This is a genomic window from Candidatus Palauibacter sp. (assembly GCF_965208055.1).
Taxonomy (GTDB): domain Bacteria; phylum Gemmatimonadota; class Gemmatimonadetes; order Palauibacterales; family Palauibacteraceae; genus Palauibacter.
The window spans coordinates 1,440,474-1,466,965 of the sequence record NZ_CBDBNY010000004.1 but is presented as its reverse complement, the minus strand read 5'-3'; the positions used below and the strand labels follow the sequence as shown (position 1 = coordinate 1,466,965).

Here is a 26,492-nt window from a genome sequence, read left to right as displayed (position 1 = left end):
CTGTGACCCGCGGTCGGCCCGGGGCGTCTGGTATCCGGGTACGGGCAGGTCAACCAGGAGGAGGTTCGGAATGAAACGGCGGACATTTGCGGGCGCGGCCCGGGGTACGCGGGCTCTCGTCGCTTCAGCGGCGTTCGTGGCGCTCTACAGCCTGTCGGGGGCGGGAGCGCTGGCGGGCCAGGAGGCGCACACGTGCGAGGATCGCGCCGGGCTCCGCATCGAGGTGCTGGACGCGACGGGAATGGTGCGGGTGAGCGGGGCCGACGTGCGTATTCGCTGGGTCGATGTCGTCCGTAGTCCCGTGCGCAGGGGCGCCGGCGATGACGGCCGCCTGATGTTCTGCGCTCCGAGGGACGCGACGCAGGCGACGGTGTGGGTGGAGGCCCGGGACGGGTCGAGCGAGCAGGCATCCGTCGATCTGGTACGCGGCGAGACGAGTACGGTCGAACTCCGGATCCTGGCGGAAGACAACCCCGGGCGCCTCGAAGGCCGCGTATTCGACGCCGTGACGAAGGACCCGATCACCACCGCCGCCGTGACCGTGGCCGGTCGCCGGGGCGCCATCGAAACCGACCGCTGGGGACGGTACATCCTCACGGGCATCCCCGCGGGGGCGAAGGAATTCGAGGTCCGCCGCATGGGATACGAGCCCCTCGAATACGTCGTCACCGTCAAGCCGGGACTCACGACGCAGGTGGACATCGGCCTCGTTCCCGATCCCGTCGAAATGGAGCCTCTCGTCGCGACGACGGTCCGGTCGTCCACGCTGGAGAGTAACGGCTTCTACGAGCGGCGGTACTGGGGCGAGATGCTGGGTGTCGGCGAGTTTCTCACGCCGGAGTACCTGGAGCGCTGGCGTCCGATGCGCATGAGCCAGTTGCTCGAGCAACACACGATGCTCCACCCGCGGCTCGTGCGCGGGGGGCCGACTCCCGGGACCTTCGGCGGCTGCGTCCAGGTGTATCTCGACAACATCAACATGAACAATCTCGACGACGGCGCCGGGAACAGCTTCACGCTGGACTCGGTCTTACTGCCGAGCGAGGTCGCCGGCGTCGAGGTGTACCGGGCCTCCACGTCACTCCCGGCCGGCACGATGCGATTCGGGGTCGGACGGTGCGGCCTCGTCCTGATCTGGACGCGGTAGCTCAGCTGTCGATGAACTCGGCGACATGTGCGGGGGCGAGGCGGGCGGTGTGGCGGGAGACCGCGATCATGACGATCACGTTTCCGACCATGCCGTAGATGCCCGGGTGGACGCCGGCGGTCGCGGCGGCCGAGACGAGTTCCAGCCGCAGAGCCAGATCGAGCAGGAACGCGATGCCGCCACCCGTCACGAGGCCCCACAGCGCCCCCGCGCGTGTGACTCCTCGCCACAGGAAGGTCACGACCGTCAGCGGGAAGAGCTGCGCGATGAACCCGTAGCTGAGGAGCAGCAGTTCGACGAGGCTCAGCCCGGGGATCAGCGCCAGAAGGTAGGAGATCGCCCCGACGACGATCACCATCTTCCGGATCCACCGGCGCTGCGCCGCGTCGTCGAGCGCCCCGGGCTTCAGATTTCCCCAGAAGTCGCGCACAGCCACGGATCCCGCCGCGTGCAATAGCGCGTCGCCCGTGGACATCGAGGCCGCGAGCGCCCCGGCGCAGAAGAGCCCCACGATGAGCGGCGGCAGTCCGATCTGCGCCGACGTCACGATCGTGGGCAGGATGGCGTCAGACGGCTCCACGCCGGGGAAGGCGAGCACGCCCGAAAAACCGATGAAGAGGATGGGGACGAGAAAGAGCGCGAAGGTCGGATAGTAGACGACCGTCCGCTTGAGGGTGTCCACGTCGCGGGCCGTGTAGATCTTCATGAAATAGTGCGGCCACACGCTGAACCCGAAGGCGGAGATGGCGACGGAACTCGAGTAGGCGCCCCAGCTCCACGGCTGCCCGTCCGCTCCCAGTCCCGGCCCCCGCAGCATGTCGGGAAACCCGGTCGCGATCGCGTCGAACATCGGACCCACGCCGCCGTGCAGCTTCGCCGGCAGGTAGATGCCCAGCCCCCACGCGAGCACCATCATGAACATCCCTTGGAAGGTGTTCGTCCAGCCGACGCCCAGGACGCCGCTCCGGAAGACGTAGATGAGCACGACGCCGTACGCGATCGCCGACCCCGCCCACGGAGGCACCCGCCCCTCCGTAACCACGTTGAAGACGTATCCCGCCCCCTTCATCTGAATCACCAGGTAGGGGACGAAGGCGAAGACGGAGAGGACCGCGAGGATGGCCGGGATCGCGCGGCTGTCGAAGCGGTGCGCGAAGAGTTCCGCCTGCGTGACGTAGCCGAAGCGCCGGCCGAGCGCGGCGACGCGCGGGCCGAAGAAATACCACGGGACGAGCCCGACCGAGGCGTAGGCGAGGATGTAGAAAGCGGCCGCGCCGCGCGAGTAGGCCCAGCCGGGCCCGCCCAGGAACGCGAACGCGCTGAACACCGAGGCGCCCATGATGAAGTAGAGGACGAGGAAGTTCAGCGAGCGGTCGCCCGCGACGTAGCCCTCGGTGCTGTCGGAGGCGTGGCGGCCGGAGGCGAGCCCGATCGCCAGCGAGGCGAGCAGATACCCGATCGTGACGAGGAAGACGACCAGCCAGGCGGGCATCAGCGGCTCGCGCCGTTCGGATCGCCGTCGACGGTCTCCCGCTTCCGCTCCCACAGGTAGTACCCGAACAGGACGAAGAAGGAGAGGAGGAGGCAGACGACGACGTAGAAGAGCGAGAACGGCATCGCGAGCACACGGGGCTCGATGGTGGCGAACCACGGATAGATGGGCCACACGAGGGCCGCGAAGAGCAGCACGTAGAAGGCCGCGACGGCGATGGCGACGAGGTTGCGGTCGGGGGGCGTGGCGCGGCGTGGTTCGTCCATCGCCGCAAAAGGCCGGCTGTGCGGGACCCGGTCAAGACTGGTGGAACGGTTGAGCCGCGGGCTCGATCGAACGATCTTGCCGCATGTCCCGCACGAAGCGAAGCCGCCCGCGCTCGGCCGTCGCCCCCGGCCCGCTCCTCGTCTGGCACGCGCTGGCGTTGTCGGCGTGTGGCCCCGGAGAGGCTTCATCCGGCGCGGCCGGGGCCCCCGGCGACGCCGAGACGCCGCCCTCCGCCGAGGTCGCCGCCGTGGAGGGCGCCGTGGAGGGCGCCGATCTCTCGACCGGTATGCACGTGGTCCTGCTGGGCACGGGGACGCCCAATCCCGAACCGGAGGCCTCGGGCCCGGCCACCGCTGTACTCGTGGACGGACGGGCCTACATCGTCGACGCGGGCCCCGGCCTCGTGCGGCGCGCTGCGGAGGCGGCCGACCGCTACGGAGCGGAGGGCCTCACGGCGGCGCGGCTGGACATCGCCTTTCTCACTCACCTGCACAGCGATCACACGGTCGGCCTGCCGGACCTGATCCACACGCCCTGGGTGGCCGAGCGGGAGGCGCCGCTGAAGCTGTTCGGCCCCGACGGGACGGCGGCGATGGCCACGCACCTGACGGCGGCATGGGCGGCGGACCTCGAGAACCGGCTCAGCGGCCAGCAGCCGGCGACGCCGGACGGGTGGCGCGTGGATGCGGTCGACATCGATCCGGGGGTCATCTACGAGGACGAGCGCGTCCGCGTGACCGCCTTCGCCGTGCCGCATACGGGCTGGCCCGAGGCGTACGGCTATCGGTTCGACGGAGGCGGGCGCTCGGTCGTCATCTCGGGCGACACCGCTCCGACCGAGGCGATCATCGAGATGTGCGCGGGATGCGATGTGCTCGTGCACGAGGTGTACTCGGCCACGACGTTCCGCGACCGTCCGCCGGAATGGCAGTCGTATCACGCCCAGGCCCACACGTCGACCGTCGAACTGGCGGAACTCGCCGTGCGGGCGCGTCCGGGGATCCTCGTCCTGCATCACCAGTTGGGCTGGGGAGCCACACCGGAGGAGATGGTCGCGGAGATTCGCGCCGCCGGCTACGACGGACCGCTCGCCTACGGCCGGGACCTGGACGTGTACTGAGATGGGTTCGGGGCGGAACATCGGGATCCGCGTCTCCCGCACGGCGCTTGCCCCGGCGCTCGCGGTCATCGCGCTCTCGGCGCCGGCGGTGGCCACCCCCGCGCCCGCCACCCCCGCGCCCTCGGCGCTCGCGTTCGCAGCGGACGCGGCTCAAGCTCGCGAATCGCCCGCATCACCCGATGCCGAGGCGGCGATGCGAACGGCGCGCGACGCGCAGCGCGCATTCGAGCACGTCCGGCGCCGCAACTTCCCGCGCGGCCCGCTGGTCAACCCCAAATGCGGCGAGGGGATCGGGCGCTTCTGCCTCGTGGAGGGTTGGGACGACGACGATTGGGACCCGGTCCCCGAGGAGCAGGAGGTCGTGGACGAGCGGCGCGCGCTGCTCGCGATCCTCGACAGCGTCGCCCGCATCATTCCCGGCGACGAGTGGCTGACCGGGCAGCGCGTTGCCTACCGGCTGGAGGCCGGACGCGCGGAAGAGGCGCTCGCGCTGCTCGAAGCCTGCCGCATGGAGAGTGCGTGGTGCGCCGGGCTGGCCGGATTCGTCCTCCAGGAGAACGGCCGCTATGCGGAGGCGGAGATGGCCTTCGAGCGTGCGCTCGACGGAATGACCGAAGAAAAGCGCTGCCGGTGGACCGCTCTCGGACCGGTCCTCGACCGGCGCATGCGCGGCCGCTACGAACGCTTCGCCTGCGGAAGCCCGCCTCGGCGCGCCGTGGAGCGGTCGTTCTGGCATCTCTCCGACCCGTTGTGGCTCGTGCCGGGACTGGAGCGGCGCTCGGAACACCTCGCCCGGCGCGTCCGCGCCGCGCTCCAGACCGATGCGGCGAGCCCCTGGGGGATGCGATGGGGCGACGATCTCACCGAGATCACCTTGCGCTTCGGCTGGCCCGCCGGATGGGAGCGGGCGCGCCGCCGGTTCGTGGGCTCGCGCACCGACGAGATCGTGTGGTCCCACCGCCTTCCCGGGGCACAACGGTTCACCGTGTCGCGCCTCGGGCCTGCGGACGACGAGCCGCTCTGGGACCTGGACGAGCCGGAGGGCCGCACAAGCTGGGCACCGGCCTTCGGCGAAATCGCGCACCTCCCTCACCAGGTGGCCGGCTTTCGACGAGACGGGCGCCGGCGGGTGGTGGCGGCGTTCACGTGGCCCGACTCCCTGCCGTCCTGCGACCTGGAGAGCGGACTCTTCCTCGCCGACGCCCACGGCGTGACGGCGACCCGCACCGGCCGCGGCGACGGGCCGCTGGCGGTCGCGGAGCCGCGTGGGCTCGCGCCCGCCACGCTCGTCGGTGTCGAGGCGCGCTGCGAAGAGGGACCCGGCGCCGCACGCGCACGGATGCCCCTCACCGCCGGCCATCCCCTGCTGTCCGACATCCTGTTGCTCGATGTCGGCGACGCTTCGCCCTCTACGCCGCCCTCCACGCTCGCGGAGGCGCTCGCCCGTGCACGAGGCCACCGCACCGCGCGAGCGGGCGAGACCCTGGCCGTCTACTGGGAGTGGTACGGATCCGCCGCTCCCGACCCCGCTCCCGCCGCCGCGCTCCAGGTGACGCTCTCGCTCGCGCGGGAGGGGAAGGGGTTCTGGCGCCGGGCACTCGAATGGAGCGGGCTCGCCCGCGGCGACACGGAACAGGCGGGCATCCGCTGGCTCGAGGCGACGACCGGTTCCGCTGCCGAGGGCCGTACCGTCGAACTCCGCCTCCCCATGCTCGACGAGGGGCGGTATCGCCTTACGCTGCAAGTCGTTTCGCCCACGCGCGGGACGGCCGACTCCAGTGCCGAAATCGACATCGTCGCCGAGCAAGGAGCAGACCCATGATGCACGCCGGAATCGTCCCAGCCGCCCTCCGCGGTGTCGTCCCCGCCGCCGTTTTCGTCCTCGCTGCCGCCGTGCTGGTCTCGGGCTGCGGCCAGGCCGGCGAACGGGCGGCACCGGACGCCGAGGCGGCCACCACCGGGCGCACGCCCCAGTTCGAGAACGAGCACGTGCAGGTATGGAAGAGCGTGATCGCGCCGAACCAGCCGCTCGAGATGCACCGCCACGACAGCCCCCGCGCCATCATCGCGCTCAAGGGGGGGACGCTCACCGTCGTCAGTGACGCCGGGGTACGGCGCGACATGACGTGGGAGACGGGCCGGGCCTATTGGCTCGACGCCGATCCTCCGGGCGAACTCCACGGAGATGTGAACCGGGGGTCCGAGCCTGTCGAGGTTGTCGTCGTGCAGTTGAAGGGTGTCGGCTCCGCGCCGGACGCGCCGTGACGGGCCCGCCCCCAACGTGCATATTCCGCCCCCCGCGACGACAGGATCGACTCGCAGCCGACACCGGAGGTCCCCATGAACCACCGCGCCCAACTCCCGCGACGCCTCGGCCCCGCCCTGGCCCTTGCCCTCGCCGCAGCCGCGGGCTGTGCGGGCGAGGGTTCGTCTCCCGCAACCTCGACCGCCGATCCGGAGCCCGATCAGGTCCTCGCCGACTCGCTCATCGGCGCCTGGGTCGAGGCCGCGGGCGGCATGGAGGCCTGGCGCGACATCGAATCGGCCCGCTACACGATCACCACCGTGTGGTACGACTCGACAGGTGAAATCCGCCGCATGCGCCCCCGCCGGGTGGAGTACCGGAAGGTGGACGGCGTCGAGCAGACACGAATCGAACGCCCCGAGGCCGAGGGCCTCTACGTCCAGACCTTCACGGGCTCCGACATGTGGGCCACGCTCAACGAGCGCCTTCTCGAGCCGGGAATCCGCGCCTGGGACGAGTCCGAGTATGTGGGACGGGACGTGGTCTACTGGTTCGGGCTCCCGTACAAGCTCTTCGACCCCGGCGTGAATCGGCGGGCCGGTTCCCGCGAAGAAGGGGGATACGAGGTGCGCATCACCTTCGGCGACGGCGTCGGTCTCCAGTCCGGCGACCGCTATTTCTACTACTTCCTCGACGACGATCCCTACCCCGAGCAGGTCCACTACATCTCGCAGGGGAGGGGAGAGGAGAGCCGCGCGCGCATGTACTGGGACGGGTACGAGCAGGCCGGAGACTTCACGTACGTCATCTCGCGGCTCTACCGGGACACGGAGATGAACCCGACGCGCGAACTCCGCCATGATGACGTCGAACTGAACCCCGTGCTGTCGGACTCCATCTTCCGTCGGCCGACTTCGTGAAATCCGGCCCTCCGGACCCGAGCCGGGCGGTCGAGGACTATCTGAAGGCCGTCTACAAGCTCCAGCAGGCCGGCGAGCCCGTTTCCACGACCGCGCTGGCCGAGGCACTGGACCGTTCCGCCGCGTCCGTCACGAACATGGTCAAGAGCCTGGCCGCGCAGGGTCTCCTCCGGCACACGCCGTACCGGGGAGTGCTCCTCACGGTGCCGGGGGAGGCGGCGGCGCTCCGGATCATCCGAAGGCACCGGGTGATTGAACTGTACCTCATCGAGAGACTCGGCTTCTCCTGGGAGGATGTGCACGCCGAAGCCGAGCGCCTCGAGCACGCCGCCTCGGAAGCGCTCATCGACCGGATGGCGCGGGCGCTGGGGGAGCCGTCGATCGACCCCCACGGGAGTCCGATCCCGACGCGGGATGGCGAACTCGCCCGCACCGAGTGGATCCCTCTCGCGGAGTTGAAGGGGGGCCGCGGCGTCGTGCGCGAAGTCTCGGACCAGAGTCCGCGGACGCTGCGTGAACTCGCGGCGCTCGGGCTCTTCCCGGGCACCCGCATCCGGTGTCTCGGCGAACAGGCCGATGGCGTCTCCCGTCTCGAAGTGGACGACCGCTCCTTCGACGTCGAGCCCGTCCTCGCGCGCGCCGTCTTCGTCGAACCCGAGTCCTAGCGGGGGTTGCCGGACTGCCGGTCCAGCAAGGCGGGAAGGATCGTTCCGGCCTCCCCGCGCAGCGCCAGCGTGGCGGCCTCCGTAAGGGCCGTCCGCCGCACATTGACCTCGACGATGTGGCCGCCGGCCTCGCGGGTCGCGAGGGGAATCGCGGCGGCGGGATAGACGACGGCGCTCGTCCCGACGACGAGACAGAGGTCGGCCTGCTCCGCCAGCCGGCGCGCGCGGTCCAGCAGGTCGGCGTCGAGCGCCTCGCCGAAGAGGACGACATCGGGTCGCCGGAGACCGCCGCAGGCCGAACACCGCGGGAGCGTCTCGCCCAGCGGCTCGGCGGGCCAGCGCGTCTCGCAGGACTGGCAGCGGTCGCGACCCACGGCGCCGTGAAGCTCGAGGGGCAGTGCCGCCTCCGCGGGGTCGTCTCCCGCTTCCTCGAGCGCGGCGCGCGTGTGGAGGCCATCGACGTTCTGGGTCACGAGTCCGGATTCCCCGCGCCCCAGGAAGAAGCGCGCCAGCGCCCGGTGTCCCTCGTTGGGCCGGCAGTCGGCGAGCGCCGAGCGCCGCCAGGCGTACCACTCGAGCACGGTCCGCGGATCGCGCGCGAGCGCTTCGGGCGTGGCGAGTTCCTCCGGGCGATAGCTCTTCCACAGCCCGCCGGCGTCGCGGAACGTCGGAACCCCCGATTCGGCGGAAATCCCCGCCCCCGTCAGCGCGATCGCATGCCGGGCTTCACGCACGAGTCGACGCGCCTGTCGCCATTGACCCTGTTCCATCGTCTCCCGATCTTGTGACCCCGACCTCAAACCCGGGCCCGCATGCCGCGCCCGAGCCCGCAGCGCCGCCCCGAAGGACGACGAACCGGATAACGGACGATGAACGCGTGAGCACGAGAATCAAGGCCGAGGGAGATGTGTGGCGGGCGGAACTCGCCGAGGAGGATGGGGAGCGCCTCGTCGTGTTCTTCTGCCAGAGCACGGATCAGCGCCCCTACCGGGTGGTTCGCCTGGATCCGGACCGGCGGGGCGGGAGTGAAGCCCTGGAGGAAATGCCGGAAGAGGAACTCCGGGGCCTGTTCGAAGCCTCTCGTTCGATGGGAATCCCCCGCGACTATCCGACCTACAGTCGGTGAACGTTCCCATCGCCGGCCAGACGGTCCCCGGGCCCGGAACAGGGCCCTGCGTCGATCTGCACATGCACTCGACCGCCAGCGATGGCACCGTCGCGCCGGCCGACGTGGCCCGGGCCGTGGCGGACGCCGGTCTCGACGGGTTCTCTCTGACGGACCATGACACGACGCAGGGACTCGCCGAGGCGGAGACGGCGGCGCGAAGACTCGGTCTCCGCTTCCTGCCGGGGGCGGAGTTGTCCGCTAACGAACCCGGCCGGTCCGTGCACCTCCTGGCATACGGCTTCGATGTGGCCGATCCCGACCTGCAGGGTTTTCTCTCCCGCTACCGCGAGGATCGGCTGCGGCGCGCGCGCGAGATCGTCGCGCGGCTGCAGGCGGCGGGCGCACCCGTGACCTGGGAGGACGTGGAACTCCAGACGGGCGCCGCGGCCCCGACCCGGGCCCACGTCGGCCGGGCGGTTGTGGCCTGTGGCGCGGCCTCCGATATCCACGAGGCGTTCCGGCGTTACCTGTCGCGCGGATGTCCCGCCTTCGTCGGCAAGGAACCGACGCCGCCGAAGATCGTATTCGAACGCGTGCACGCGGCGGGCGGCGTCGTCTGCCTCGCGCACCCGGGCAGGATGCACGGCGAGGATGAGATCCGCCGCTGGGCGAGCGAGGGTCTGGATGGCGTCGAGGTCGTCCACCCCGCGAATCCCCCCGCCGTGCGGAGCCGGATGCACGCTCTGGCCGGCGAACTCGGCCTGCTCCGTTGCGGCGGCTCGGACTGGCACGGACCCGACGCGGGCCGAAGGGGTGTTCCCGGGTGGGCGCATGTGCCCATGCGTTGGCTGGAGGAGATCGGCCGGCGGTCATGCCGGAAGACGGAGGGGCAGCCCGCCCGGGGATCCGTCGGCTAGGGAGAAGCGACGAAGTCGGTTATCTTGAGGAAGTCTTGAGGAAGGTGGACAGCGCCGGGAATCCGGCGCGCCGAGACGGACGCGATGCAGGCAAGGGCGGTATGAGCGAAATAGCAGAGGCCATGCGGTCGGCCGAACCCATCGTCACGCTGACGGCCGAGGCGGCCGCCAAGGTCAGGGAGTTCCAGGCCGGGGCGGACGCCGAGACGGTCCTGAGGGTGAGCGTGATTCCGGGCGGATGCTCAGGTTTCGAATACGGGCTGGACATGGACACCGCGGTGCGCGAGGACGATTTCACCTTCGAGTCGGAGGGGGTGCCCGTCGTCATCGATCCGTTCAGCGCGCAGTACCTGGCCGGGCTTTCCATCGGATACCACAGTTCGTTTCAGGGCACGGGGTTCACGTTCGAGAATCCGAACGCGACCGGGAGTTGCGGCTGCGGGACCTCTTTCGCCGTCTAGCCTCGAGGTCTCCCGCGGAAGCCCGGATACGCGGGTGAACGGCACGACGCCATTTCGCGTCGGACTGACCGGAACGGTGGCCGCCGGCAAGAGCATGGTGGCCCGCAATCTGGCCGAACGGGGCGCCACGGTCATCGACTCCGACGAACTCGCGCGCGAAATCGTGCGTCCGGGCTCTCCGGCATACGCCCGCATCCGCGAAGCGTTCGGGGAAGGGGTCATCGCCCCCGACGGGACCCTCGACCGATCCGCGCTCCGGGAGGCGGCCTTCGCCGACAAACGGTCCCGCGAGCGCCTCGAAGAGATCTCTCACGCCGGAATCCGCGAACTGCGGGCCCGCCGAATCTCCGAGGCCGCCGCGGCCGGCGTACGCGTGATCGTGGAGGAAATCCCCCTCCTGTTCGAGGTCGGCCTGGAAGACGACTACGACATGATCGTCGTCGTCGATGCGCCGCGAGAGGTGCGCGAGGCGCGGGCGCTGGGGTCCCGCGGCTGGACCGCGGAGGAATTCGCCGCCATCGATGCCGCGCAACTTGCGGCGTCGGAGAAACGGCGTCGGGCCGACCGCGTACTCGACAACCGGGGCGATCCCGGGGAACTGGACATCGCCACCCGCGGACTCTGGCGAGAGATCCTGCGGGCAGCCGTCGGGAGCGGGTCTTGACCGTGTCCCCGATGTTGCGGGCTCGTGCGAAGGCGCTCGAAGCGATCCGGCGCCGCCTGCGCGACGCGTCGTCCGTCGTGCTCACGACCCATGTGAATCCGGACGGCGACGGCCTCGGCAGCATGGTTGCGCTCGCATCCCGGCTGCTGCGGCACGGAGCCGAAGCCACGATCGTCACCCCGAGCCGACCGCCGGCTTCGCTGCGATTCCTCCTCAGGGACATCCCGGTGCTCGTCGAGGAGGACCCGGCGGCTGCGGACCCGCTGAACGGCGCCGACACGATCGCCATCCTCGACACCGCCGAGCCCAAGCGTCTCGGCAGCCTGCCCGAGCACGTCGAGCGGACGGGCGGCGTCCTGATCGACCATCATCCGCCCGTGGGGTCTCCGCTCGTGAGGCCGGCGATTCGCGATCCCTCCGCCTGCGCGACGGGTGAACTCGTCTACGACCTGCTCGCCCTCGACGACGAGAGGCTCACTCGGGCGGAAGCGGAAGCCCTTTACACGGCGATTTCGACGGACACGGGCTCATTCCGTTTCTCGAACACCTCCCCCCGCGCGCACGCGATCGCGAGCGTGCTCCTGGAGACGGGGGTGGATACGGGTGCGCTGTACCGCGAGCTGTACGGCGTGTACAGCCGGGGGCGGCTGGCCCTCATGCGGCTGGCCCTCGAGGGCCTGGAAGTCGACCCTCGCGCTCCCATCGCCTGGATCGCGCTGGATCGTCGGGCCCTCTCGAGGACGGGTGCGCGCAGCGACGACATGGAGGGTCTGGTCGAGTTCCCGCGCCGGCTCGCGGGAATGGAGGTCGGCCTCCTCTTCCGCGGCCTCGCGCGCAATCGGACGAAGGTGTCGTTGCGTTCGAACGGGGCAGTGGACGTGTCCGGTGTCGCGCAACTCCTCGGCGGCGGCGGACACGCGAAGGCTTCCGGCGTCCTCGTCGAACTCGACCTGGACGAGGCGGTGCGAGTCGTGCTGGACGCGTTGCGCCCGCTCGTGGAAGCGGCCGTCGCCTCGAAGAAGGACCGGTAGAGTCTTCGGATTGCCTCCGTCCGGTAGATCGGAGTAGGTTGACGCGGTGCCGTGCGTTCGGGGCTGCCGGTAGCGGGCCCAGGGTGGGGATTCGGCGGGGAGGGTGAGATGGACGCGAAGGTCACGAAGGATATGCCGCACAGCGGGAACGGGATCACGGTCGATCCGGGTTCTCGCGCGGCTCGGCTCGGCGACCTCGGCCGGCGCATTCCTCCACCCCGCATCGCCGATGTCTGGCTGTTTCCGCCGCTCCCCCAGGTCGAGGAGTCTTCGGAGTTCTTCCTCTTCACGAGCATCCTCGAGGACGGCGGGCGCGCCCTCTACAGCGCCCGCATGGTGCCGGCCAACGGCACGCCCTCCCACCAGGTCGTGGTGGAGCACGGGCGGGCGCCGGCCAACCGCGTGCCGGGCCTGGTAGCCGGACTGCAGCGGCGACTCGGACAGCCCGCGGCCGTCCGTCACATACCGATCGAGGGTGACGGCGCGCGCTGGGAAGCTCTCCTCGAACAGTCGCGGGAGGCGGATGCCTCCGTTGATCCCGCTGGACAGGGTCGCTAGCTTCGCCGGACGCGAGGATCGGTCGCGAAGGCCGATCGATGACCCGTTCCTGACGGTGTGATGGTCAAGTGAGTCCTCCCGAAACTCCACGCCGAGGCGTGTCCCGAGAAGAGTTGCGTCGTGCCCTCGAAGCCGGGGGACACCGGTTTACGACCCAGCGCGCGGCCGTGTACCGCGTGCTGTCCGGCACGTCCTCGCACCCGACGGCGGACGACGTTTTCACCTCGGTGCGCGAGCGGCTTCCCGACATCAGCCTCGCCACGGTCTACAAGGCGCTCGAGGCGTTCGTGACCTGCGGGGTCGCGCGCAAGCTCTCGCTCGGCGTGGGTCCGGCGCGATACGACGGCCGAACCGATGATCACGAGCATATCCGCTGTCTCTCCTGCGGCCGCGTTCAGGACATCGAAGGCCTGCGCCCGCGCGACTGGATGGAGGGTCTGGCCGAAATGACGCCGTTCAACGTCGTCGGCTACCGGCTCGAGCTGGAGGGCTACTGCCCCGACTGCCTGCACTGAACGAGGCCGACCTGCCCCGGGCTCTCGCGGAGCACGCCTGGACGGACCGCCGCAACTTCCTCGATCTCCCGCCTGAGCTGTGCCGCTGGGAGGCGGCGGGCGCCGTCATCCTCCCCATCCCGTACGAAGCGACGACAAGCTGGGGGACGGGTACGCGCGGAGGTCCGACCGCGATCATCGAGGCGTCGCGCTACATCGAATGGTATGACGAGGAACTGGACCGCGAGCCGTACGAAGTCGGCGTGTGCACCCTCCCGTCCATCGACCTCGGCACGGCCGGCCCCGAGCCCGCGATCGCGCGCCTGCGGGCCCTGTACGACGACCTGCTCGAGGCCGCCGGGGATCGGTTCGTCATCGGATTGGGCGGAGAACACTCGATTTCCAGCGCTCCGGCGGGCGCGTGGGCGGATCGACTCGGCGGCGACGTCACGATTCTTCAGTTCGACGCGCACACGGACCTGAGGGATCGTCACCACGACTCTCCGTGGAATCACGCCTGCGTCATGCGCCGAGTACTCGAGTACCGGTCGAACGGCGCGAACCGGGCGACCGGGACGACTGGGGCGACCGGGACGACTGGGGCGGACATCGTCGCGGTCGGGATCCGGGCGCTCACCCGCGAGGAGCGGGACGTCATCCGCGAACACCGGCGCGAACACCGGATCGAGGTCGTGTTCGCGCATGAGATGCGCCGGCCGGGCTGGATCGAGCGGGCGGTGGAGGCGCTGGGAGAGAACGTCTACATCACGTTCGACGTGGATTTCTTCGATCCGTCGGCGATGCCGGCCACCGGCACGCCGGAACCCGGGGGTGGAAGCTGGTGGGATGCGCTGGATCTGCTCTCACGGGTCTTCGGCGAACGCAACGTCGTGGGCGCGGACATCGTGGAACTCGCCCCGCGGCCGGGGGAGGAGGCCTCGGCTTTCACCGCGGCGAAGCTCGCCTACAAGATGATCGGGTTCTGGTCGGAGTACCGGTAACCCGGGCCCCTGCGGCGGTCAGGCGCTCGCGACGCGCCGTTGCTCGATGCGCTCGAGTTCCTCGGCCACGAGCTGTCGGCGAAGCAGCCGCGCGTAGACCCCGTCGGCCGCGATCAGATCTTCATGCTTGCCCCGTTCCACGAGGCGTCCGTCGTCCAGGACCAGGATCGTGTCGGCGGTGCGCACGGCCGACACGCGGTGAGAGACGATGATGGAGGTGCGCCCGGACATGTACTCCCGGAGCGCCTCCAAGATCGCGGTTTCGGTCTCCGAATCCACGGCCGACAGGGCGTCGTCCAGGATGAGCACGGGCGCGTCGCGGTGGACCGCCCGGGCCAGCGTGGCGCGCTGTTTCTGTCCGCCCGAGAGGTTGATGCCGCGCTCGCCCAGACGCGTGTCGATCCCGTCGGGGAGGATCGTCAGCGTCTTCTCCAGTTGCGAGACGGCGAGCGCGCTGCGCAGTTCGTCCGGGATCGCCTCGCCCGCATCCACCCCACCACGCCGGAGTTCGATGTTCGTCCTCAGCCGCATGCTGAACAGGAACGGCTCCTGCGGTACGAAGGCCATCGAGTCGCGCAGCGAATCCAGGTCGAGTTCCCGGATATCCACGCCATCCAGACGAATCGTCCCCGCCGTCACGTCGTAGAGGCGGGGGATGAGCGCGGCCAGCGTGGACTTGCCGCTCGCGGTCGCGCCGACGATGGCGACCGTCTGCCCGGGTTCGATGCGGAAAGAGATGTCCCGCAGCACATCCCGCTCCGTCCCGGGATAGCGGAAGGAAACGTCGTCGAACTCCAGCGCGCCCCGCGCGGATGTGAGCGTGACGGGCGACTCCGGGTCACGGACAGCGGGCACGATGTCGAACAGTGCGTTGAGGCGGCCCATCGAGGCGGCGCCGCGCTGGAAGAGGTTCGTGACCCAGCCGAGCGCGATCATGGGCCACATCAGCATCGTGAGGTAGAAGGAGAAGGCGACGAAATCGCCGAGCGTAATCGCGCCGCGGACGACCTGTCCGCCCCCGAACCACAGGACGACGACCGCGCCGATGCCCGTGAAGAACATGAGCGACGGATGGAACAGCCCCCACACGCGGGCGAGGGATAGATTGCGCGACTTGTAGTCCCGGTTGAGGGTCTCGAAACGCCGGGCCTGCGCCTCTTCGCGCGCGTACGCCTTCACGATGCGGGTCCCCGCCAGATTCTCCTGGGCGAAGTTGGAGATCTCGGAGAACTGGGCCTGGATCTTCTCGAAGCGCTCGTGGATCTGCCGGCCGAAGATGAACACGATGGGAGGGAGGATGACCATCGGGATCATCGCCCAGAGCGTGAGCATGGGATCGATCCAGATCATGAGCCCGAGCGCGAGCGTCGCGACGGTGGCGGTGTTCACCGCGTACATGATCGCGGGTCCGGCGACCATGCGGACCGCCTGGACATCGTTCGTCGCGCGGCTCACCAGATCGCCCGTGCGCCAGGCGTCGAAGAACTGCGGCGGGAGCCTGAGGAGGTGCGCGAAGAGGGCGCTCCGGATATCTGTCTCCATGCGGCGGCTCAGCCCGTTGAGCAGCTTGCGCATCCAGAATCTCGTCGCGCCGGCCACAACGGAAATCGCTGTGAGCACGAGAGCGTAGCGCAGGATGAGGTCGGGGCGGAGTTCCCTCTCCAGCGCGTCGACCGCCATCTTGAGCACCCAGGGGCCTGCGACCGTGAACAGGTTGCTCACGATCACGAGCGTAAGCCCGGCCGCGATACCCAGGCGGTACGGGCGGAAGTAGGGTAGCAACGCTCTGAGCGATTTCAAGATGTCTCCGCGGGAGCCGGCCGGGCGTTTATTCTGCGGGGCGCACGGTTCGAACGTATGCGCGGCTTGCAGGCCGTACAACGACACGAGGGAAGGAACAAATGGAACGGACAACGTCGGCGACTCTCGTTGCGCTCGGCGCGATGACCACGATGGTCATGGGCTGCGCGCCGGAAATCGGCCCCGGAGCGGGAGGGAGCGCGGACGCGGACGATGCGGCGGCGGAGAGCACGGCGCCCGCGTCACCCGTGCGGCGAACGCCGGCTCCGCCGGTAGCCGGGGGACCGGCGGCCGAGCCGGGCGGCGCGCCCGAAATGACCTACACGATGGTGACCGTTCAGACCGGGGCGGAACTGGAGGTCGAACTCCTCGATCCGATCCGGCCGGGCGACCTGCGGCCCGGGGACGCCGTGAAGTTCGGGGTGACGCGGCCGCTGATCGAGAACGACATGATCCTGGTGCCGCTGAATTCGCTGATCAATGGCGAGATCACCGCGGTCGAGGCCGCGGCCGACGGCGAGGAAGACCGGGAGGACGGTGGAGCCGGCGGGGACGGCGAACACGTGATGGTGAAGGTCCGCTTCGTCGATGTCTTCTTCAACGGCGAAGCCTGGCCCATATCGGCGTCGGTGGTGGAGATCGTACCGGGGCCGGGAGCTGCGGCGGCCGGCGCGGAGGCCCGGATGAATCTGGGCCGCGTCCTCGCCGGTGGCCGCCAGAGCGCCGTCGCGGGCGCCGCGGCGGGAGCCGTGAGAGGTTCCGCCATCCTCCTCGCAGCCGGCGGAGCGGAGCCGGCGCTCCCCGTCGGGGCGATCCTCAGGTTGCGGCTGGACGAGCCCCTGGTGTTCGGGCTTCCGAACATCGGAGGATGACGAGGATTACATCGACCGGCGCGCGCGCCCGTCAGACGCCGATTCTCGGACACTCGGGTTCGAGAGGGCATTCCCCGCAGCGCGGAGCCCGGGCGAGGCAGAGCGAACGACCGAACGTGATGAGCAGCATGTGCATGCGGAACCGCTCGGAGGGAGCGACGGTCCGTGAGAGGGCGGTGTAAGTCAGGTCGGCCGAAGCTCGCGGCGGGACCCATGCGAAGCGGCGTGCAATCCGTAGGACATGCGTGTCGACCGGCAGCACGGGCCGGCGGAGCGAGAAGCAGAGCACGCACGCGGCGGTTTTCACTCCGACTCCCCGGAACGTCGTGAGATAGGCGATCGCCTCCTCATCGGCCATCTCCTCGAGGTGATCGAGCGTGATCCGCCCCACTTCGGCCCGGAGTCGCGCGAGAGCGGCGTGGATGGCCGGCGCCTTCTGGTTCGCGAGGCCGGCGACGCGCACGGCGTCCGCCAGTTCGGCCGGCGTGGCTCGAAGCACGGATTCCCACGAGATCGGCCCGGACGGCGCCGACGCTCCGCCCTCCGCCGCCCCCAGCTCGGCCGGATACCGCGCCGCGAGAGTTCGCCAGGCACGATCCCGGTTCTCGTCGGTCGTCGACTGGCTGAGGATCGTGAGGACGAGTTCGTCCAGCGGGGCGAGGCGAGGCTTGTCGGGGACGGGGAAGCGCTCGGAAAGGCGCCTGAGGACGAGGTCCGTCCCCGGACTCTGCGTCGGATTCTGCGTCGGATTCTGCGTCGGCTGAGGGCCGGAACTCACGTGGCGCGTCTCTCCTCTTCGAAGCGGCGCGACTCCCGCCGCGACTCCCGCCGCGACTCCCGCCCCCCCGGCGAACCTTCTACGTTGGCGCCTGCCGAATGTACCCGGACGTCGCGAACTCCAGCAACGAGCCGCAGGGCTCCCGAGGACCTGACGCTTGGATCCCCGTCTAACCGAAGGGCGCAACCCGCGTACCCGCGCCATCGATCGCGCGGACAGCGCGACGATCGTCCATATGATACAGGCGGAAGATCGCGCGGTGCCGGAAGCCGTCGCCTCGCAGGCGGACGCGCTCGCACGCGTCATCGATGAGGTCGTGGAGCGCTTCCGCCGCGGCGGGCGTCTCGTTTACGTCGGCGCGGGGACGAGTGGCCGCCTCGGCGTGCTCGACGCGGCGGAGTGTCCGCCCACGTTCGGCGTCGAACCGGGCCTCGTGGAGGCGATCATCGCAGGGGGCTCGGGCGCGCTCGTGCGGAGCGCCGAGGGGGCGGAGGATTCCCGGAGGGGAGGAGCCGAGGCGGTACGGGCGTTCGGCGTCTCGCCCGCGGATCTCGTGCTCGGGATCACGACATCGGGAACCACGCCGTACGTCCTCGGGGCGCTGGCGGAGGCGGCGTCGCGCGGGGCGGGGACCGCGTTTCTCGGCTGCACGGCGCCGCCTCCGGAGGTCCCGGAGCTGGCGGACCACCTCATCCTGCCGCTCGTCGGGCCCGAAGTCATCGCGGGTTCGACCCGCATGAAGGCGGGGACGGCGACGAAGCTCGTGCTCAATACGATCACCACGGGGGCGATGATCCGCAGCGGCCGCGTGTTCGAGAATCTCATGGTCGACCTGCGGGCGCGATCCGATAAGCTGGTCGACCGCGGGCTCCGCATTTTCGTGACGCTCACGGGGGCATCGCGCGAGGAAGCGCGCCGCGCGCTGATCCGTACGGGCGGCGCGGTGAAGACGGCGCTGGCCATGCACGCCCTGCGGGTCGACCGGGCCCTGGCCGAGCGATACCTCGACTGCGCGGACGGCTTCCTGGGCCTTGCGGTCGAGCGCTTCGGCGGCCCGGAGCGTCCCTGCTACGGCGGCTACCCGGCGGCGCCGGGCTGGCCCGACGGCGCGGCGTTGCTCGCGCGGCTGAGCGCCACGCCGGCCCGTCTCGCCGCGGCGCGCGCGGCCGGCGCCGCGGCCGAAGCGAAGGGGCAGCGCGTCGCCGCCCGCCGAACCGCGTGGACGCCGGGCCAGCACGCCGCGCACCTGGCGGATTTCGAGCGGAGCGCCGTGCGGCCGCGAGTCGAGCGGTGGCTCGCGGCCGCCGACTCGACGGGGTCGCTCCCGACTTTCGAGGACTGGACGGCGAACGCCTCTCCGCCCGAACGCGGCTTCGAGATCGAGACGGCGGGGTTCTCCGCGGAGAGGGCCCTCACCGTGGCGGCCGTGGCCGACGGTCCGGCGCGGGTCGCGGAGGCTCTCTCTCGTCGCGCCCGCGTCGGCTCCGAGACACTGACGCTGTATCAGTTTCTGCGAGGCGTCGCGCAGCACGACGCCGCGCACGAAACGAGGCTGCGCGAGCGCGTGCACCCGGCATTGCTGACCGAGGCGGACGCGTGACTCTGTGGATCGGCGTGATGTCGGGGACTTCGCTGGACGGCATCGACGTGGCCATCGTCGAGACGGCCGGCGAGGCCGAGCGGCCGGCGGAATGGCGCGTCGTCGCCTTCGAGACGGAGAGCTACGACAGCGCGGCGCGCGGCAGGATCGCGAAGGCCATCACTTCGGGCAGCGCCGCCGCGATCTGCGCGCTCGACTTCGAACTGGGTGAGTGGATCGGCGCGGCCGTGAACCGGACGCTGGCTTCCGCCGCGCTCCAACCGGCGGACGTCGAAGCGATCGGCAGCCACGGGCAGACCGTGTGGCACGAGCCTCCCGCGGACGCCCGGGGAGGGTCGACGCTGCAACTCGGCCAGGCGGCGGTCATCGCCGAGCGCACGTCGTGCGCGGTGGTGTCGGACTTCCGCGTGCGGGATGTGGCGGCGGGCGGCGAGGGCGCGCCCCTCACGGCCTATACCGACTCGCTCCTCTTTCGCGCCCGGGAATCACGCGCGATTCAGAACATCGGTGGAATAGGCAACGTGACGGCGCTTCCCGCCGAATCCAGTGGGGCGACGCCGCAGGCCTACGACACCGGCCCGGGGGTCGTGCTCATCGATGGCGCGGTCGAGTTCCTCACGGACGGACGATCCCGCTTCGATCTCGACGGGGAGATGGCGCGGCGCGGCGTCGCGAGCGAAGACGCTCTCTCGGATTGGCTGAGCGATCCCTTCTTCAGCCAGCCGCCGCCCCGGTCGACGGGACGCGAGCGCTTCTCGCGGGACCGGCTGCTGGATTGGCTGCGGAGACACGCCGCGCTGTCACCCGAAGACGCGGTCGCGACCCTGACGGAACTCACGGCGCGCACGATCGCGGACGCCTACCGGTGGATCGAGGAAGCGCCGATGGCGTGCTACCTCTGCGGCGGCGGAGCCCGGAACCCGGTTCTCGCATCGCAACTGGAGCAGTTGCTGGATCCCGTGCCCGTCCGCGACCTGTCCGTCCTCGGCCTCGACGCGGACGCCCGCGAGGCCGTGGCCTTCGCACTCCTGGCGAGACAGCATGTGCTCGGCTATCCGGCCAACGCTCCATGGGCCACGGGTGCGCGCGGTCCCCGCCTGCTCGGCGTACGGACCGCCGTGTGACCGGATCCGACGTGGGCCCGGCCCGGGTCGTCATTGAGGCGCTCCGGCTCGATCGCTGGTCCCCCGATGACGTGGAGAGGCGTGCGGACCGGGCGCTCGCCCTCGGGGTGGGCGGATTCATTCTGTTCGGCGGCGACGCGGAACGAGTCGGCCGTCTGGTCGAACGGATCCGCGACGACGCGGCGCGGCCGCTCTGGATCGGGGCGGACCTCGAGCGGGGAGCGGGTCAGCAGATCCGGGGTCTGATCGAATTACCGCCGCCCGCGGCTCTCGCGGCGCATCCGGATCCCGGCGACGCAGCCGCCGCGGCGGGTCGCGTCACGGCTCGGGAAGCGCTGTCCGTCGGGATCAACTGGGTGATCGCACCGGTACTCGATCTGGATGCGGAACCCGACAACCCGATCATCGCCACGCGCAGTTTCGGCGCGGATCCGCGGCGCGTCGGAGAGCTGGGTGTCCGTTGGGTCGACGCCTGCCAATCCGCCGGAGCCGCGGCGTGCGCGAAGCACTTTCCGGGCCACGGCCGGACGACCGAGGACTCGCATATCGGACTTCCGTCCATCGATGCCCCCGCCGAACTGCTCGAGGAAGATCTCGCGCCTTTCGCGGCCGCGGCGGACCGGGTCGCCAGCGTGATGGTGGCGCACGTCGCCTACCCGGCGCTCGGCGGCGAGCGGGCGGCGACGGTGGAGCCGAACATCGTCTCGGGGCTCCTTCGCGGACGGCTGGGCTTCGAAGGCGTCGTGACGACGGACGCCATGATCATGGGCGGCGCCGGCCCCGACGATGCGAGCGCCGCGGTCGAGGCGGTCGCCGCCGGGTGCGACCTCATCTGCTACCCGGCGGATGCCGGTGCGACGGTCGCTGCGCTGGCGCGGGCCGCCGACGACGCGCTCTTTGCCGCCAGGTTCGAGGAGGCCCTGACCCGCTCGGCCCGCGGCTGCCCGCCTTCCGCGCGAACGTCGCGGCCGGAGTTCGAGCCGGTCGCGTTCGCCCGGGATACCATCGTGGGAGACGTGAAGATCCTGCGCGGCTGGACGCCGCGGACGCCAACGCGGGTCGTCGGAGTGTCCGACGATCCGGATGTCGGGCCGCCGGCCGGCCGGGCGGGAGCGTTGGGCACGATCGTCGCCGGCGAGCTGCGCGCGGCCGGCTGGCGGATCACGGACGACTCCGATTCCGGGCAGTGCATCGTCGTGCTCGCCGCGACGCCTCGCGGCTGGAAGGGCCGTGGCGCGCCCGCCGCCGAAGTCGTCGAGCAGACGCGCGCCCTCATCCGCTCGGCGCGCCGCGGCCTCGTCGTCCTGCTCGGTCACCGCCGCTGGCTCGATGCGCTCGGCGTCCCCGGCATCTGCGCCTGGTCCACCGAGACGGTGATGGAGCGAGCCGCCGCGGGCTGGCTGCGCTCCGCGGTCGGGGCGGCGGCGGGGACGCGGCCCGGCGGGACAGGCCGTTGAGCCCGGTCGACTGGTGGATCGTCGCGATCTACCTCGCGCTCACGTTCGGCGTCGGACTGTGGCTCTCGCGCCGGGCGCGCGGGAGCATCGTCGATTTCTTCGTCGGGGGACGAGCGCTGCCATGGTGGCTTGCGGGCACGTCGATGGCCGCGACCACCTTCTCGGTGGATACGCCGCTCTATGTCTCGGCCCTCATCGCGCGCCGGGGCATCGCCGGCAACTGGGAATGGTGGTCCTTCGGCCTCTCCCATCTCCTCCTCATCTACCTCTTCGCGCGCCTGTGGCGCCGCGCCGGCATCGTCACGGACGTGGAACTGACGGAACTTCGCTACGGCGGCCGCCCGGCCGCGGTCCTGCGGGCCACGCGCGCCTTCCTGTTCGCGGTACCGATCAACTGCATCTCGATCGGCTTCGTGATGCTGGCCATGCGCAAGGTCGTCGAGGCTCTCGGGCTCCTTCCGGACCTGTCCGGCTGGATGCCGGGAGACGAGCGCCTGTGGGCCGTCGTGGCTCTCTCCATCTTCGTGCTCGCCTACGCGAGCATCGCCGGGCTGTGGGGGGTCGTCGCGACGGACTTCTTCCAGTTCTTTCTCGCGCTCTTCGGGGCCATTCTCGTGGCCGCTTTCGCGCTGGCGGAAATCGGGGGGATCGCGGAACTCAAGGCGCAACTCGCGGCGGCGGGGCGGAGCGATGTGCTGGAGATGGTCCCCCGGCCGGGGTCCGAAGCCCTCCCGTTCGGGACCTTCCTCGCCTACCTCGGCATACAGTGGTGGGCGTTCCGCCGCTCCGATGGCGGAGGCGAGTTCGTGCAGCGCCTCCTCGCCTGCCGCTCCGAGGCGGACGCCGAGCGCGCCGCATGGTGGTTCGTGTGGCTTCACTACGTGGTCCGCGCGTGGCCCTGGGTGCTCGTCGGACTCGTGGCCGTCGTCGTTTTTCCGGACTTGGCCGATCCCGATCTGGGATACCCGATGCTCATGCTGCGCTACCTTCCCGCCGGTCTCCTGGGCCTCGTCGTCGCGTCGTTCTTCGCCGCCTTCATGTCGACCGTCTCGACACAGATCAACTGGGGCGCGAGCTATCTCGTGAACGACCTCTACGCCCGCTTCGTCGACCCGGACGCCTCGGCCGCGAGACTCGTGTTGCTGGGCCGGATCGCCTCGGTCGGCATCGTGGCGGCCGCGACGGCGGCAGCGTTCTTCGCCAATGACATCGGGGCCCTCTTTCGGTTCATGATCGCCATCGGCACGGGGCCCGGGGCGGTGCTCATCCTGCGCTGGTTCTGGTGGCGGGTGAACGCCTGGGCCGAACTCGCCTCCATGCTCGCCGGTTTCGCCATCGCGCTCTGTTCCTACCTGCCGGCGTTCGGCGCGATGGAATTCGGGACGCGGCTCGCGCTGACCGCCTTCGGGTCGGCCGCGGTCTGGCTTCCCGTGATGTGGCTCACGCGCGCCGAGGACGAGGCGACCCTGGTGGAGTTCTGTCGACGGGTGCGGCCCGCCGGACCGGGCTGGGGCGCGATCCGCGAACGCGCGGGCGTTTCTCCCGACCTTCCCCTCAGCGAGGCGCTGCTCCGGACGGCCGGGGCCACGCTGCTTCTGTTCGGGGCGATGTTCGCCCTCGGCGCCTTCCTGCTGCTCGAGCCGCGGACCGGCACGCTCTCCGCCGGCGTGGCCGCTCTGGGCGGGGCCGGACTCTGGATCCTGCGCACCCGGCGGGCGGTCTAGCCGGCAGGCCCGGGAGGCGCGGTTCGCCGGCTTGACCACAACATATGGTGTAGTTATCATCCGGAGGCCACCACATATAGCGGTGCGTGTGGAAAAACACGGGGTTTGTGTGGAAAAGCTGTGGAGTCGTGGAAAACCGCACGACGGCCCACAGCGGTCGCCCAGGAAGAACCAGAACGATGGGCGCGGGGTAAGTCGATCTCCGCGCCCGTCAGGCTTCCCGGCCTAGGCCGGCATTCGACTCGCGCGGTCGTCGGGTCCCGGCCGAAGCCGGTTTTTTTCGCGGATTGACCTGAGTTGTGGACGGTCGTGAACAGGAAGGCGGGGGCGGCAATGAATCCACCGGATGTGGCGGTGCGGGAGGGCGGGTCGACGAGCGCTCCGGTGCGGGGTGAAATGCGGATGGGATCCAATGCCAGGCCGGCCGACCTCGCCGAGCCCGGACTTGCCGAGAACGCGCGGACGGTGCTGGCGCGCCGGTATCTGAAGAAGAACGACCGTGGCGAACCCATCGAGGGGCCGCGCGACCTCTTCTGGCGCGTGGCCGACGTCGTCGCATCGCAGGACGGCCGCTACGGGGCGACGGACGAGGCGATCCGCGAATGCACGGAACGCTTCTATCACCTGATGGCCGACGGCATCTTCGAGCCGAACAGCCCCACGCTCATGAACGCCGGGCGTCCGCTCGGGCAACTCTCCGCGTGCTTCGTGCTCCCCGTTCCGGACAGTCTCGACGGCATCTACGAGACGCTGCGAGACATGGCCCTCATCCATCAGAGCGGAGGCGGCACCGGGTTCGGGTTCAGTCGCCTTCGTCCTTCCGGCGATGTCGTCAAGTCGACGATGGGCGTGGCGAGCGGCCCGGTCAGCTTCATGGAGGTCTATGACGCCTCGACCGAGGCCGTGAAGCAGGGCGGCACGCGACGGGGTGCGAACATGGGCATCCTGCGCGTCGATCATCCGGACATCCGCCACTTCATCGGGTGCAAGGCCGACAAGACGCGGATCACGAACTTCAACATCTCGGTCGGCGTCACCGACGCCTTCATGGCGGCGGTCCGGACGGGTTCGAACTACGATCTCATCAGCCCGCGGACCGGCGATGTCGTGGATCAGCTGAACGCCGAGGAGGTGTTCTCGAGCGTCATCTCCAGCGCGTGGCGGAACGGCGAGCCCGGGGTCTTCTTCATCGACGAGGCGAACCGCTACAACCCGGTCCCGCACCTCGGCGACTACGAAGCCACGAATCCCTGCGGCGAACAGCCGCTGCTCGCCTACGACGTGTGCAATCTCGGCTCGATCAACGTCGGCTACTTCGTCGACGATCAGGGTCGGATCGACTGGGACGGGCTCGGAAAGGCCGTCCACGCATCGACTCGTTTCCTCGACAACGTCATCGATGCCAACCGCTATCCGCTCTCGAAAATCGAAGACCTGTCGCAGCGGATCCGCCGCGTCGGTCTCGGAATCATGGGATGGGCCGACATGCTCGTAAGGGTCGGCGAACCCTACGGCTCCGAGCGCGCCGTCGAACTCGCGCGCGAGTTGATGGAGTTCGTCGACGAGGAGTCCAAGGTCGAGTCCGAACGGCTGGCCGCCGAGCGCGGGGTCTTTCCCGAGTGGGAGCGATCGATCTGGGGTCCCGACGAGACGTGCGCGCGGGACGCCGACGGCCACCGGATCCGCCCGGAACGCCGGCTCCGCAACTGCAACCTGACGACGGTCGCCCCGACAGGGACCATCTCGATCATTGCGGGGTGTTCAAGTGGGATCGAGCCGTTGTTCGCGGTCGCATTCATGAGGAATCAGGCAGGCGTGCTGATGCCGGATGTGAATCCGGACTTCGTGCGCCGTGCGAAGGAAGGGGGTTGGTACTTCGAGGAGCTGATGCAGCGCATCGCCGACGAGGGCCACATCCACTTCGATGAAGTGCCGGGGGATGTCCAGGGGATCTTCGTCACGGCGCACGATGTTCCGCCCGAGCAGCACATCCGCATGCAGGCGGCGTTTCAGGCGCACTGCGACTCCGCCATCTCGAAGACGTGCAATTTTGCGACGACCGCCACGGAGGAGGACGTGCGCAAGATCTACGAGATGGCGTACGAGTTGCGGTGCAAGGGGGTCACCGTCTACCGCGATGGGTCGCGTGACGAGCAGGTGCTGTCGACAGGCTCGACGGCGAAGGATGTCCAGCGTCAGACGAGCGAGAGCGGCTCGGCCGTTGCCGCGGACGGAGTCCGGCTCGAAGCCGTCGACGTGGAGCCCGAACTTGCCGGAGATCTCGCGGACACGCTGACCCGGCTCGCCGCCGCGGAGACGCAGAACGGCGAACTGCGCGCGCACAACCGGAAGCTCGAGAATGCCGTCGAGAAGAATCAGCGGCGGATCACCGAACTCGAAGGTTCCAGAATGCGCCGCGTCGAGAGGCGGCAGCGGCCCAAGGTCCTGCGAGGCCACACCCGGCAGATCGAGTCGCCGCTGGGTACGATGTATGTGACGATCAACGAGGATGATCAGGGTCGTCCGTTCGAGGTTTTCGTCGCCCTCGGCAAGACGGGGGGAGCGGCGATGGCGGATGCCGAAGCCATCGGACGGCTGTGTTCGCTCGCCCTGCGCTCGGGGATCTCGCTGCGCGATGTGCACAAGCAGTTGCGCGGGATTTCTTCCGACCGGGCCGTCGGACTCGGGGCGAGCAAGGTGCTGTCCGGCCCCGACGCGATCGCTCAGGTCATCGAACGCTACCTCGAGGAGAAAGAAGGAATTCAGCAGACGCTTCCCATCGAGGATGTCGAAACCGCTCGGAGCAAGAACACGAACGGGGGCGCCCGGTCGGCGCAGCGCCCCGTGATCGAACGTTACCAGGAGTCGGCGGCCCGGCTCTTCCTCGGAGCGTGCTCGGAGTGCGGCAGCAGCCTCGCCTTTGAGGAAGGCTGCGCGAAGTGCTACGCTTGCGGCTACAGCGAGTGCGGTTGACGCCACCGGTTCATCCACAGCAGTAAGCCCTTGAACACTCCCACTTCTTCACGTCGCTCGACGAAGTCCGTCGA

At 69.9% G+C, this 26,492-nt stretch carries 25 protein-coding genes; 20 read left to right on the top strand and 5 right to left on the bottom strand.

The window, feature by feature from the left end:
* The first annotated feature begins 70 nt into the window (after positions 1-70).
* Positions 71-1,147, top strand: coding sequence for a carboxypeptidase regulatory-like domain-containing protein (locus ACOGXI_RS06720; RefSeq protein ID WP_419938100.1), 1,077 nt, complete (start codon positions 71-73; stop codon positions 1,145-1,147).
* Position 1,148: 1 nt separating this feature from the next.
* Here ACOGXI_RS06720 and ACOGXI_RS06715 read toward each other — a convergent pair whose 3' ends face one another.
* Together ACOGXI_RS06715 and ACOGXI_RS06710 are read right to left on the bottom strand one after the other, a co-directional pair.
* Entirely contained in the window at positions 1,149-2,639 is a 1,491-nt protein-coding gene (locus ACOGXI_RS06715) for a sodium:solute symporter family protein (RefSeq protein ID WP_419938099.1), read from the bottom strand.
* Positions 2,639-2,905, bottom strand: a complete 267-nt coding sequence (locus ACOGXI_RS06710) for a hypothetical protein (RefSeq protein WP_419938098.1) — start codon at positions 2,903-2,905, stop codon at positions 2,639-2,641. The genes ACOGXI_RS06715 and ACOGXI_RS06710 overlap by 1 nt, the downstream gene beginning before the upstream one ends.
* 83 nt (positions 2,906-2,988) lie before the next feature.
* Between ACOGXI_RS06710 and ACOGXI_RS06705 the strand changes: the two genes are divergently transcribed.
* From ACOGXI_RS06705 to ACOGXI_RS06685, 5 genes are all read left to right on the top strand, one after another.
* Positions 2,989-4,026: an MBL fold metallo-hydrolase gene (locus tag ACOGXI_RS06705; protein ID WP_419938097.1), complete on the top strand. Its 1,038-nt coding sequence runs from the start codon at positions 2,989-2,991 to the stop codon at positions 4,024-4,026.
* Between the two features lies 1 nt (position 4,027).
* The gene (locus ACOGXI_RS06700) at positions 4,028-5,848 is read left to right on the top strand and encodes a hypothetical protein (protein ID WP_419938096.1); all 1,821 of its coding nucleotides are present in this window, start codon (positions 4,028-4,030) and stop codon (positions 5,846-5,848) included.
* Entirely contained in the window at positions 5,845-6,291 is a 447-nt protein-coding gene (locus ACOGXI_RS06695) for a hypothetical protein (RefSeq protein WP_419938095.1), read from the top strand. Before ACOGXI_RS06700 ends, ACOGXI_RS06695 begins: the two co-directional genes overlap by 4 nt.
* A gap of 75 nt (positions 6,292-6,366) precedes the next feature.
* Positions 6,367-7,191, top strand: a complete 825-nt coding sequence (locus tag ACOGXI_RS06690; protein ID WP_419938094.1) for a hypothetical protein — start codon at positions 6,367-6,369, stop codon at positions 7,189-7,191.
* Entirely contained in the window at positions 7,188-7,856 is a 669-nt protein-coding gene (locus tag ACOGXI_RS06685; RefSeq protein WP_419938093.1) for a metal-dependent transcriptional regulator, read from the top strand. Before ACOGXI_RS06690 ends, ACOGXI_RS06685 begins: the two co-directional genes overlap by 4 nt.
* On the opposite strand, the gene ACOGXI_RS06680 is transcribed toward ACOGXI_RS06685, so the two are convergent.
* Positions 7,853-8,626, bottom strand: a complete 774-nt coding sequence (locus tag ACOGXI_RS06680; protein ID WP_419938092.1) for an NAD-dependent deacylase — start codon at positions 8,624-8,626, stop codon at positions 7,853-7,855. The two genes, ACOGXI_RS06685 and ACOGXI_RS06680, sit on opposite strands and share 4 nt — an antisense overlap.
* Positions 8,627-8,733: 107 nt before the next feature.
* Between ACOGXI_RS06680 and ACOGXI_RS06675 the strand changes: the two genes are divergently transcribed.
* From ACOGXI_RS06675 to speB, 8 genes are all read left to right on the top strand, one after another.
* On the top strand, positions 8,734-8,982 hold the full coding sequence (locus ACOGXI_RS06675; protein ID WP_419938091.1) for a hypothetical protein: 249 nt from the start codon (positions 8,734-8,736) through the stop codon (positions 8,980-8,982).
* 62 nt (positions 8,983-9,044) lie between these two features.
* On the top strand, positions 9,045-9,881 hold the full coding sequence (locus tag ACOGXI_RS06670; RefSeq protein WP_419938090.1) for a PHP domain-containing protein: 837 nt from the start codon (positions 9,045-9,047) through the stop codon (positions 9,879-9,881).
* A gap of 101 nt (positions 9,882-9,982) precedes the next feature.
* Complete coding sequence (locus tag ACOGXI_RS06665) at positions 9,983-10,342, top strand: HesB/IscA family protein (RefSeq protein WP_419938089.1); 360 nt, start codon at positions 9,983-9,985, stop codon at positions 10,340-10,342.
* 34 nt (positions 10,343-10,376) lie between these two features.
* Positions 10,377-11,006 carry a dephospho-CoA kinase gene (gene coaE / locus ACOGXI_RS06660; protein ID WP_419938088.1) on the top strand — a complete coding sequence of 210 codons (630 nt, stop codon included), beginning with the start codon at positions 10,377-10,379 and terminating at the stop codon, positions 11,004-11,006.
* A gap of 2 nt (positions 11,007-11,008) precedes the next feature.
* The gene (locus tag ACOGXI_RS06655; RefSeq protein WP_419940167.1) at positions 11,009-12,037 is read left to right on the top strand and encodes a DHH family phosphoesterase; all 1,029 of its coding nucleotides are present in this window, start codon (positions 11,009-11,011) and stop codon (positions 12,035-12,037) included.
* 108 nt (positions 12,038-12,145) lie between these two features.
* Positions 12,146-12,595, top strand: a complete 450-nt coding sequence (locus tag ACOGXI_RS06650; protein WP_419938087.1) for a hypothetical protein — start codon at positions 12,146-12,148, stop codon at positions 12,593-12,595.
* Between the two features lie 113 nt (positions 12,596-12,708).
* Entirely contained in the window at positions 12,709-13,110 is a 402-nt protein-coding gene (locus ACOGXI_RS06645) for a Fur family transcriptional regulator (protein WP_419938086.1), read from the top strand.
* Entirely contained in the window at positions 13,020-14,090 is a 1,071-nt protein-coding gene (gene speB, locus ACOGXI_RS06640) for an agmatinase (RefSeq protein WP_419940166.1), read from the top strand. Before ACOGXI_RS06645 ends, speB begins: the two co-directional genes overlap by 91 nt.
* 18 nt (positions 14,091-14,108) lie before the next feature.
* On the opposite strand, the gene ACOGXI_RS06635 is transcribed toward speB, so the two are convergent.
* Positions 14,109-15,890: an ABC transporter ATP-binding protein gene (locus ACOGXI_RS06635; protein ID WP_419938085.1), complete on the bottom strand. Its 1,782-nt coding sequence runs from the start codon at positions 15,888-15,890 to the stop codon at positions 14,109-14,111.
* 101 nt (positions 15,891-15,991) lie between these two features.
* Between ACOGXI_RS06635 and ACOGXI_RS06630 the strand changes: the two genes are divergently transcribed.
* Complete coding sequence (locus tag ACOGXI_RS06630; protein ID WP_419938084.1) at positions 15,992-16,762, top strand: hypothetical protein; 771 nt, start codon at positions 15,992-15,994, stop codon at positions 16,760-16,762.
* Between the two features lie 31 nt (positions 16,763-16,793).
* Here the strand turns inward: ACOGXI_RS06630 and ACOGXI_RS06625 are convergent, their stop codons facing one another.
* Entirely contained in the window at positions 16,794-17,540 is a 747-nt protein-coding gene (locus ACOGXI_RS06625) for an endonuclease III domain-containing protein (protein WP_419938083.1), read from the bottom strand.
* Positions 17,541-17,697: 157 nt separating this feature from the next.
* On the opposite strand from ACOGXI_RS06625, the gene murQ reads away from it, so the two are divergent.
* The 5 genes from murQ (at position 17,698) to ACOGXI_RS06600 (ending at position 26,418) form a co-directional block, all read left to right on the top strand.
* Positions 17,698-19,140: an N-acetylmuramic acid 6-phosphate etherase gene (gene murQ, locus ACOGXI_RS06620; RefSeq protein ID WP_419938082.1), complete on the top strand. Its 1,443-nt coding sequence runs from the start codon at positions 17,698-17,700 to the stop codon at positions 19,138-19,140.
* Positions 19,137-20,264, top strand: a complete 1,128-nt coding sequence (locus ACOGXI_RS06615) for an anhydro-N-acetylmuramic acid kinase (protein WP_419938081.1) — start codon at positions 19,137-19,139, stop codon at positions 20,262-20,264. The genes murQ and ACOGXI_RS06615 overlap by 4 nt, the downstream gene beginning before the upstream one ends.
* Positions 20,261-21,721, top strand: coding sequence for a glycoside hydrolase family 3 N-terminal domain-containing protein (locus ACOGXI_RS06610; protein WP_419938080.1), 1,461 nt, complete (start codon positions 20,261-20,263; stop codon positions 21,719-21,721). Before ACOGXI_RS06615 ends, ACOGXI_RS06610 begins: the two co-directional genes overlap by 4 nt.
* The gene (locus tag ACOGXI_RS06605; protein ID WP_419938079.1) at positions 21,718-23,445 is read left to right on the top strand and encodes a sodium:solute symporter family protein; all 1,728 of its coding nucleotides are present in this window, start codon (positions 21,718-21,720) and stop codon (positions 23,443-23,445) included. Before ACOGXI_RS06610 ends, ACOGXI_RS06605 begins: the two co-directional genes overlap by 4 nt.
* A gap of 333 nt (positions 23,446-23,778) precedes the next feature.
* The gene (locus ACOGXI_RS06600; RefSeq protein ID WP_419938078.1) at positions 23,779-26,418 is read left to right on the top strand and encodes a vitamin B12-dependent ribonucleotide reductase; all 2,640 of its coding nucleotides are present in this window, start codon (positions 23,779-23,781) and stop codon (positions 26,416-26,418) included.
* Positions 26,419-26,492 lie beyond the last annotated feature (74 nt).

Bases quoted from the DNA above. Each gene is read 5' to 3' on its own strand.
- ACOGXI_RS06720 (WP_419938100.1), top strand. From the start codon at position 71: ATGAAACGGCGGACATTTGCGGGCGCGGCCCGGGGTACGCGGGCTCTC.
- ACOGXI_RS06715 (WP_419938099.1), bottom strand. From the start codon at position 2,639: ATGCCCGCCTGGCTGGTCGTCTTCCTCGTCACGATCGGGTATCTGCTC.
- ACOGXI_RS06710 (WP_419938098.1), bottom strand. From the start codon at position 2,905: ATGGACGAACCACGCCGCGCCACGCCCCCCGACCGCAACCTCGTCGCC.
- ACOGXI_RS06705 (WP_419938097.1), top strand. From the start codon at position 2,989: ATGTCCCGCACGAAGCGAAGCCGCCCGCGCTCGGCCGTCGCCCCCGGC.
- ACOGXI_RS06700 (WP_419938096.1), top strand. From the start codon at position 4,028: ATGGGTTCGGGGCGGAACATCGGGATCCGCGTCTCCCGCACGGCGCTT.
- ACOGXI_RS06695 (WP_419938095.1), top strand. From the start codon at position 5,845: ATGATGCACGCCGGAATCGTCCCAGCCGCCCTCCGCGGTGTCGTCCCC.
- ACOGXI_RS06690 (WP_419938094.1), top strand. From the start codon at position 6,367: ATGAACCACCGCGCCCAACTCCCGCGACGCCTCGGCCCCGCCCTGGCC.
- ACOGXI_RS06680 (WP_419938092.1), bottom strand. From the start codon at position 8,626: ATGGAACAGGGTCAATGGCGACAGGCGCGTCGACTCGTGCGTGAAGCC.
- ACOGXI_RS06670 (WP_419938090.1), top strand. From the start codon at position 9,045: ATGCACTCGACCGCCAGCGATGGCACCGTCGCGCCGGCCGACGTGGCC.
- ACOGXI_RS06665 (WP_419938089.1), top strand. From the start codon at position 9,983: ATGAGCGAAATAGCAGAGGCCATGCGGTCGGCCGAACCCATCGTCACG.
- ACOGXI_RS06650 (WP_419938087.1), top strand. From the start codon at position 12,146: ATGGACGCGAAGGTCACGAAGGATATGCCGCACAGCGGGAACGGGATC.
- ACOGXI_RS06630 (WP_419938084.1), top strand. From the start codon at position 15,992: ATGGAACGGACAACGTCGGCGACTCTCGTTGCGCTCGGCGCGATGACC.
- ACOGXI_RS06600 (WP_419938078.1), top strand. From the start codon at position 23,779: ATGAATCCACCGGATGTGGCGGTGCGGGAGGGCGGGTCGACGAGCGCT.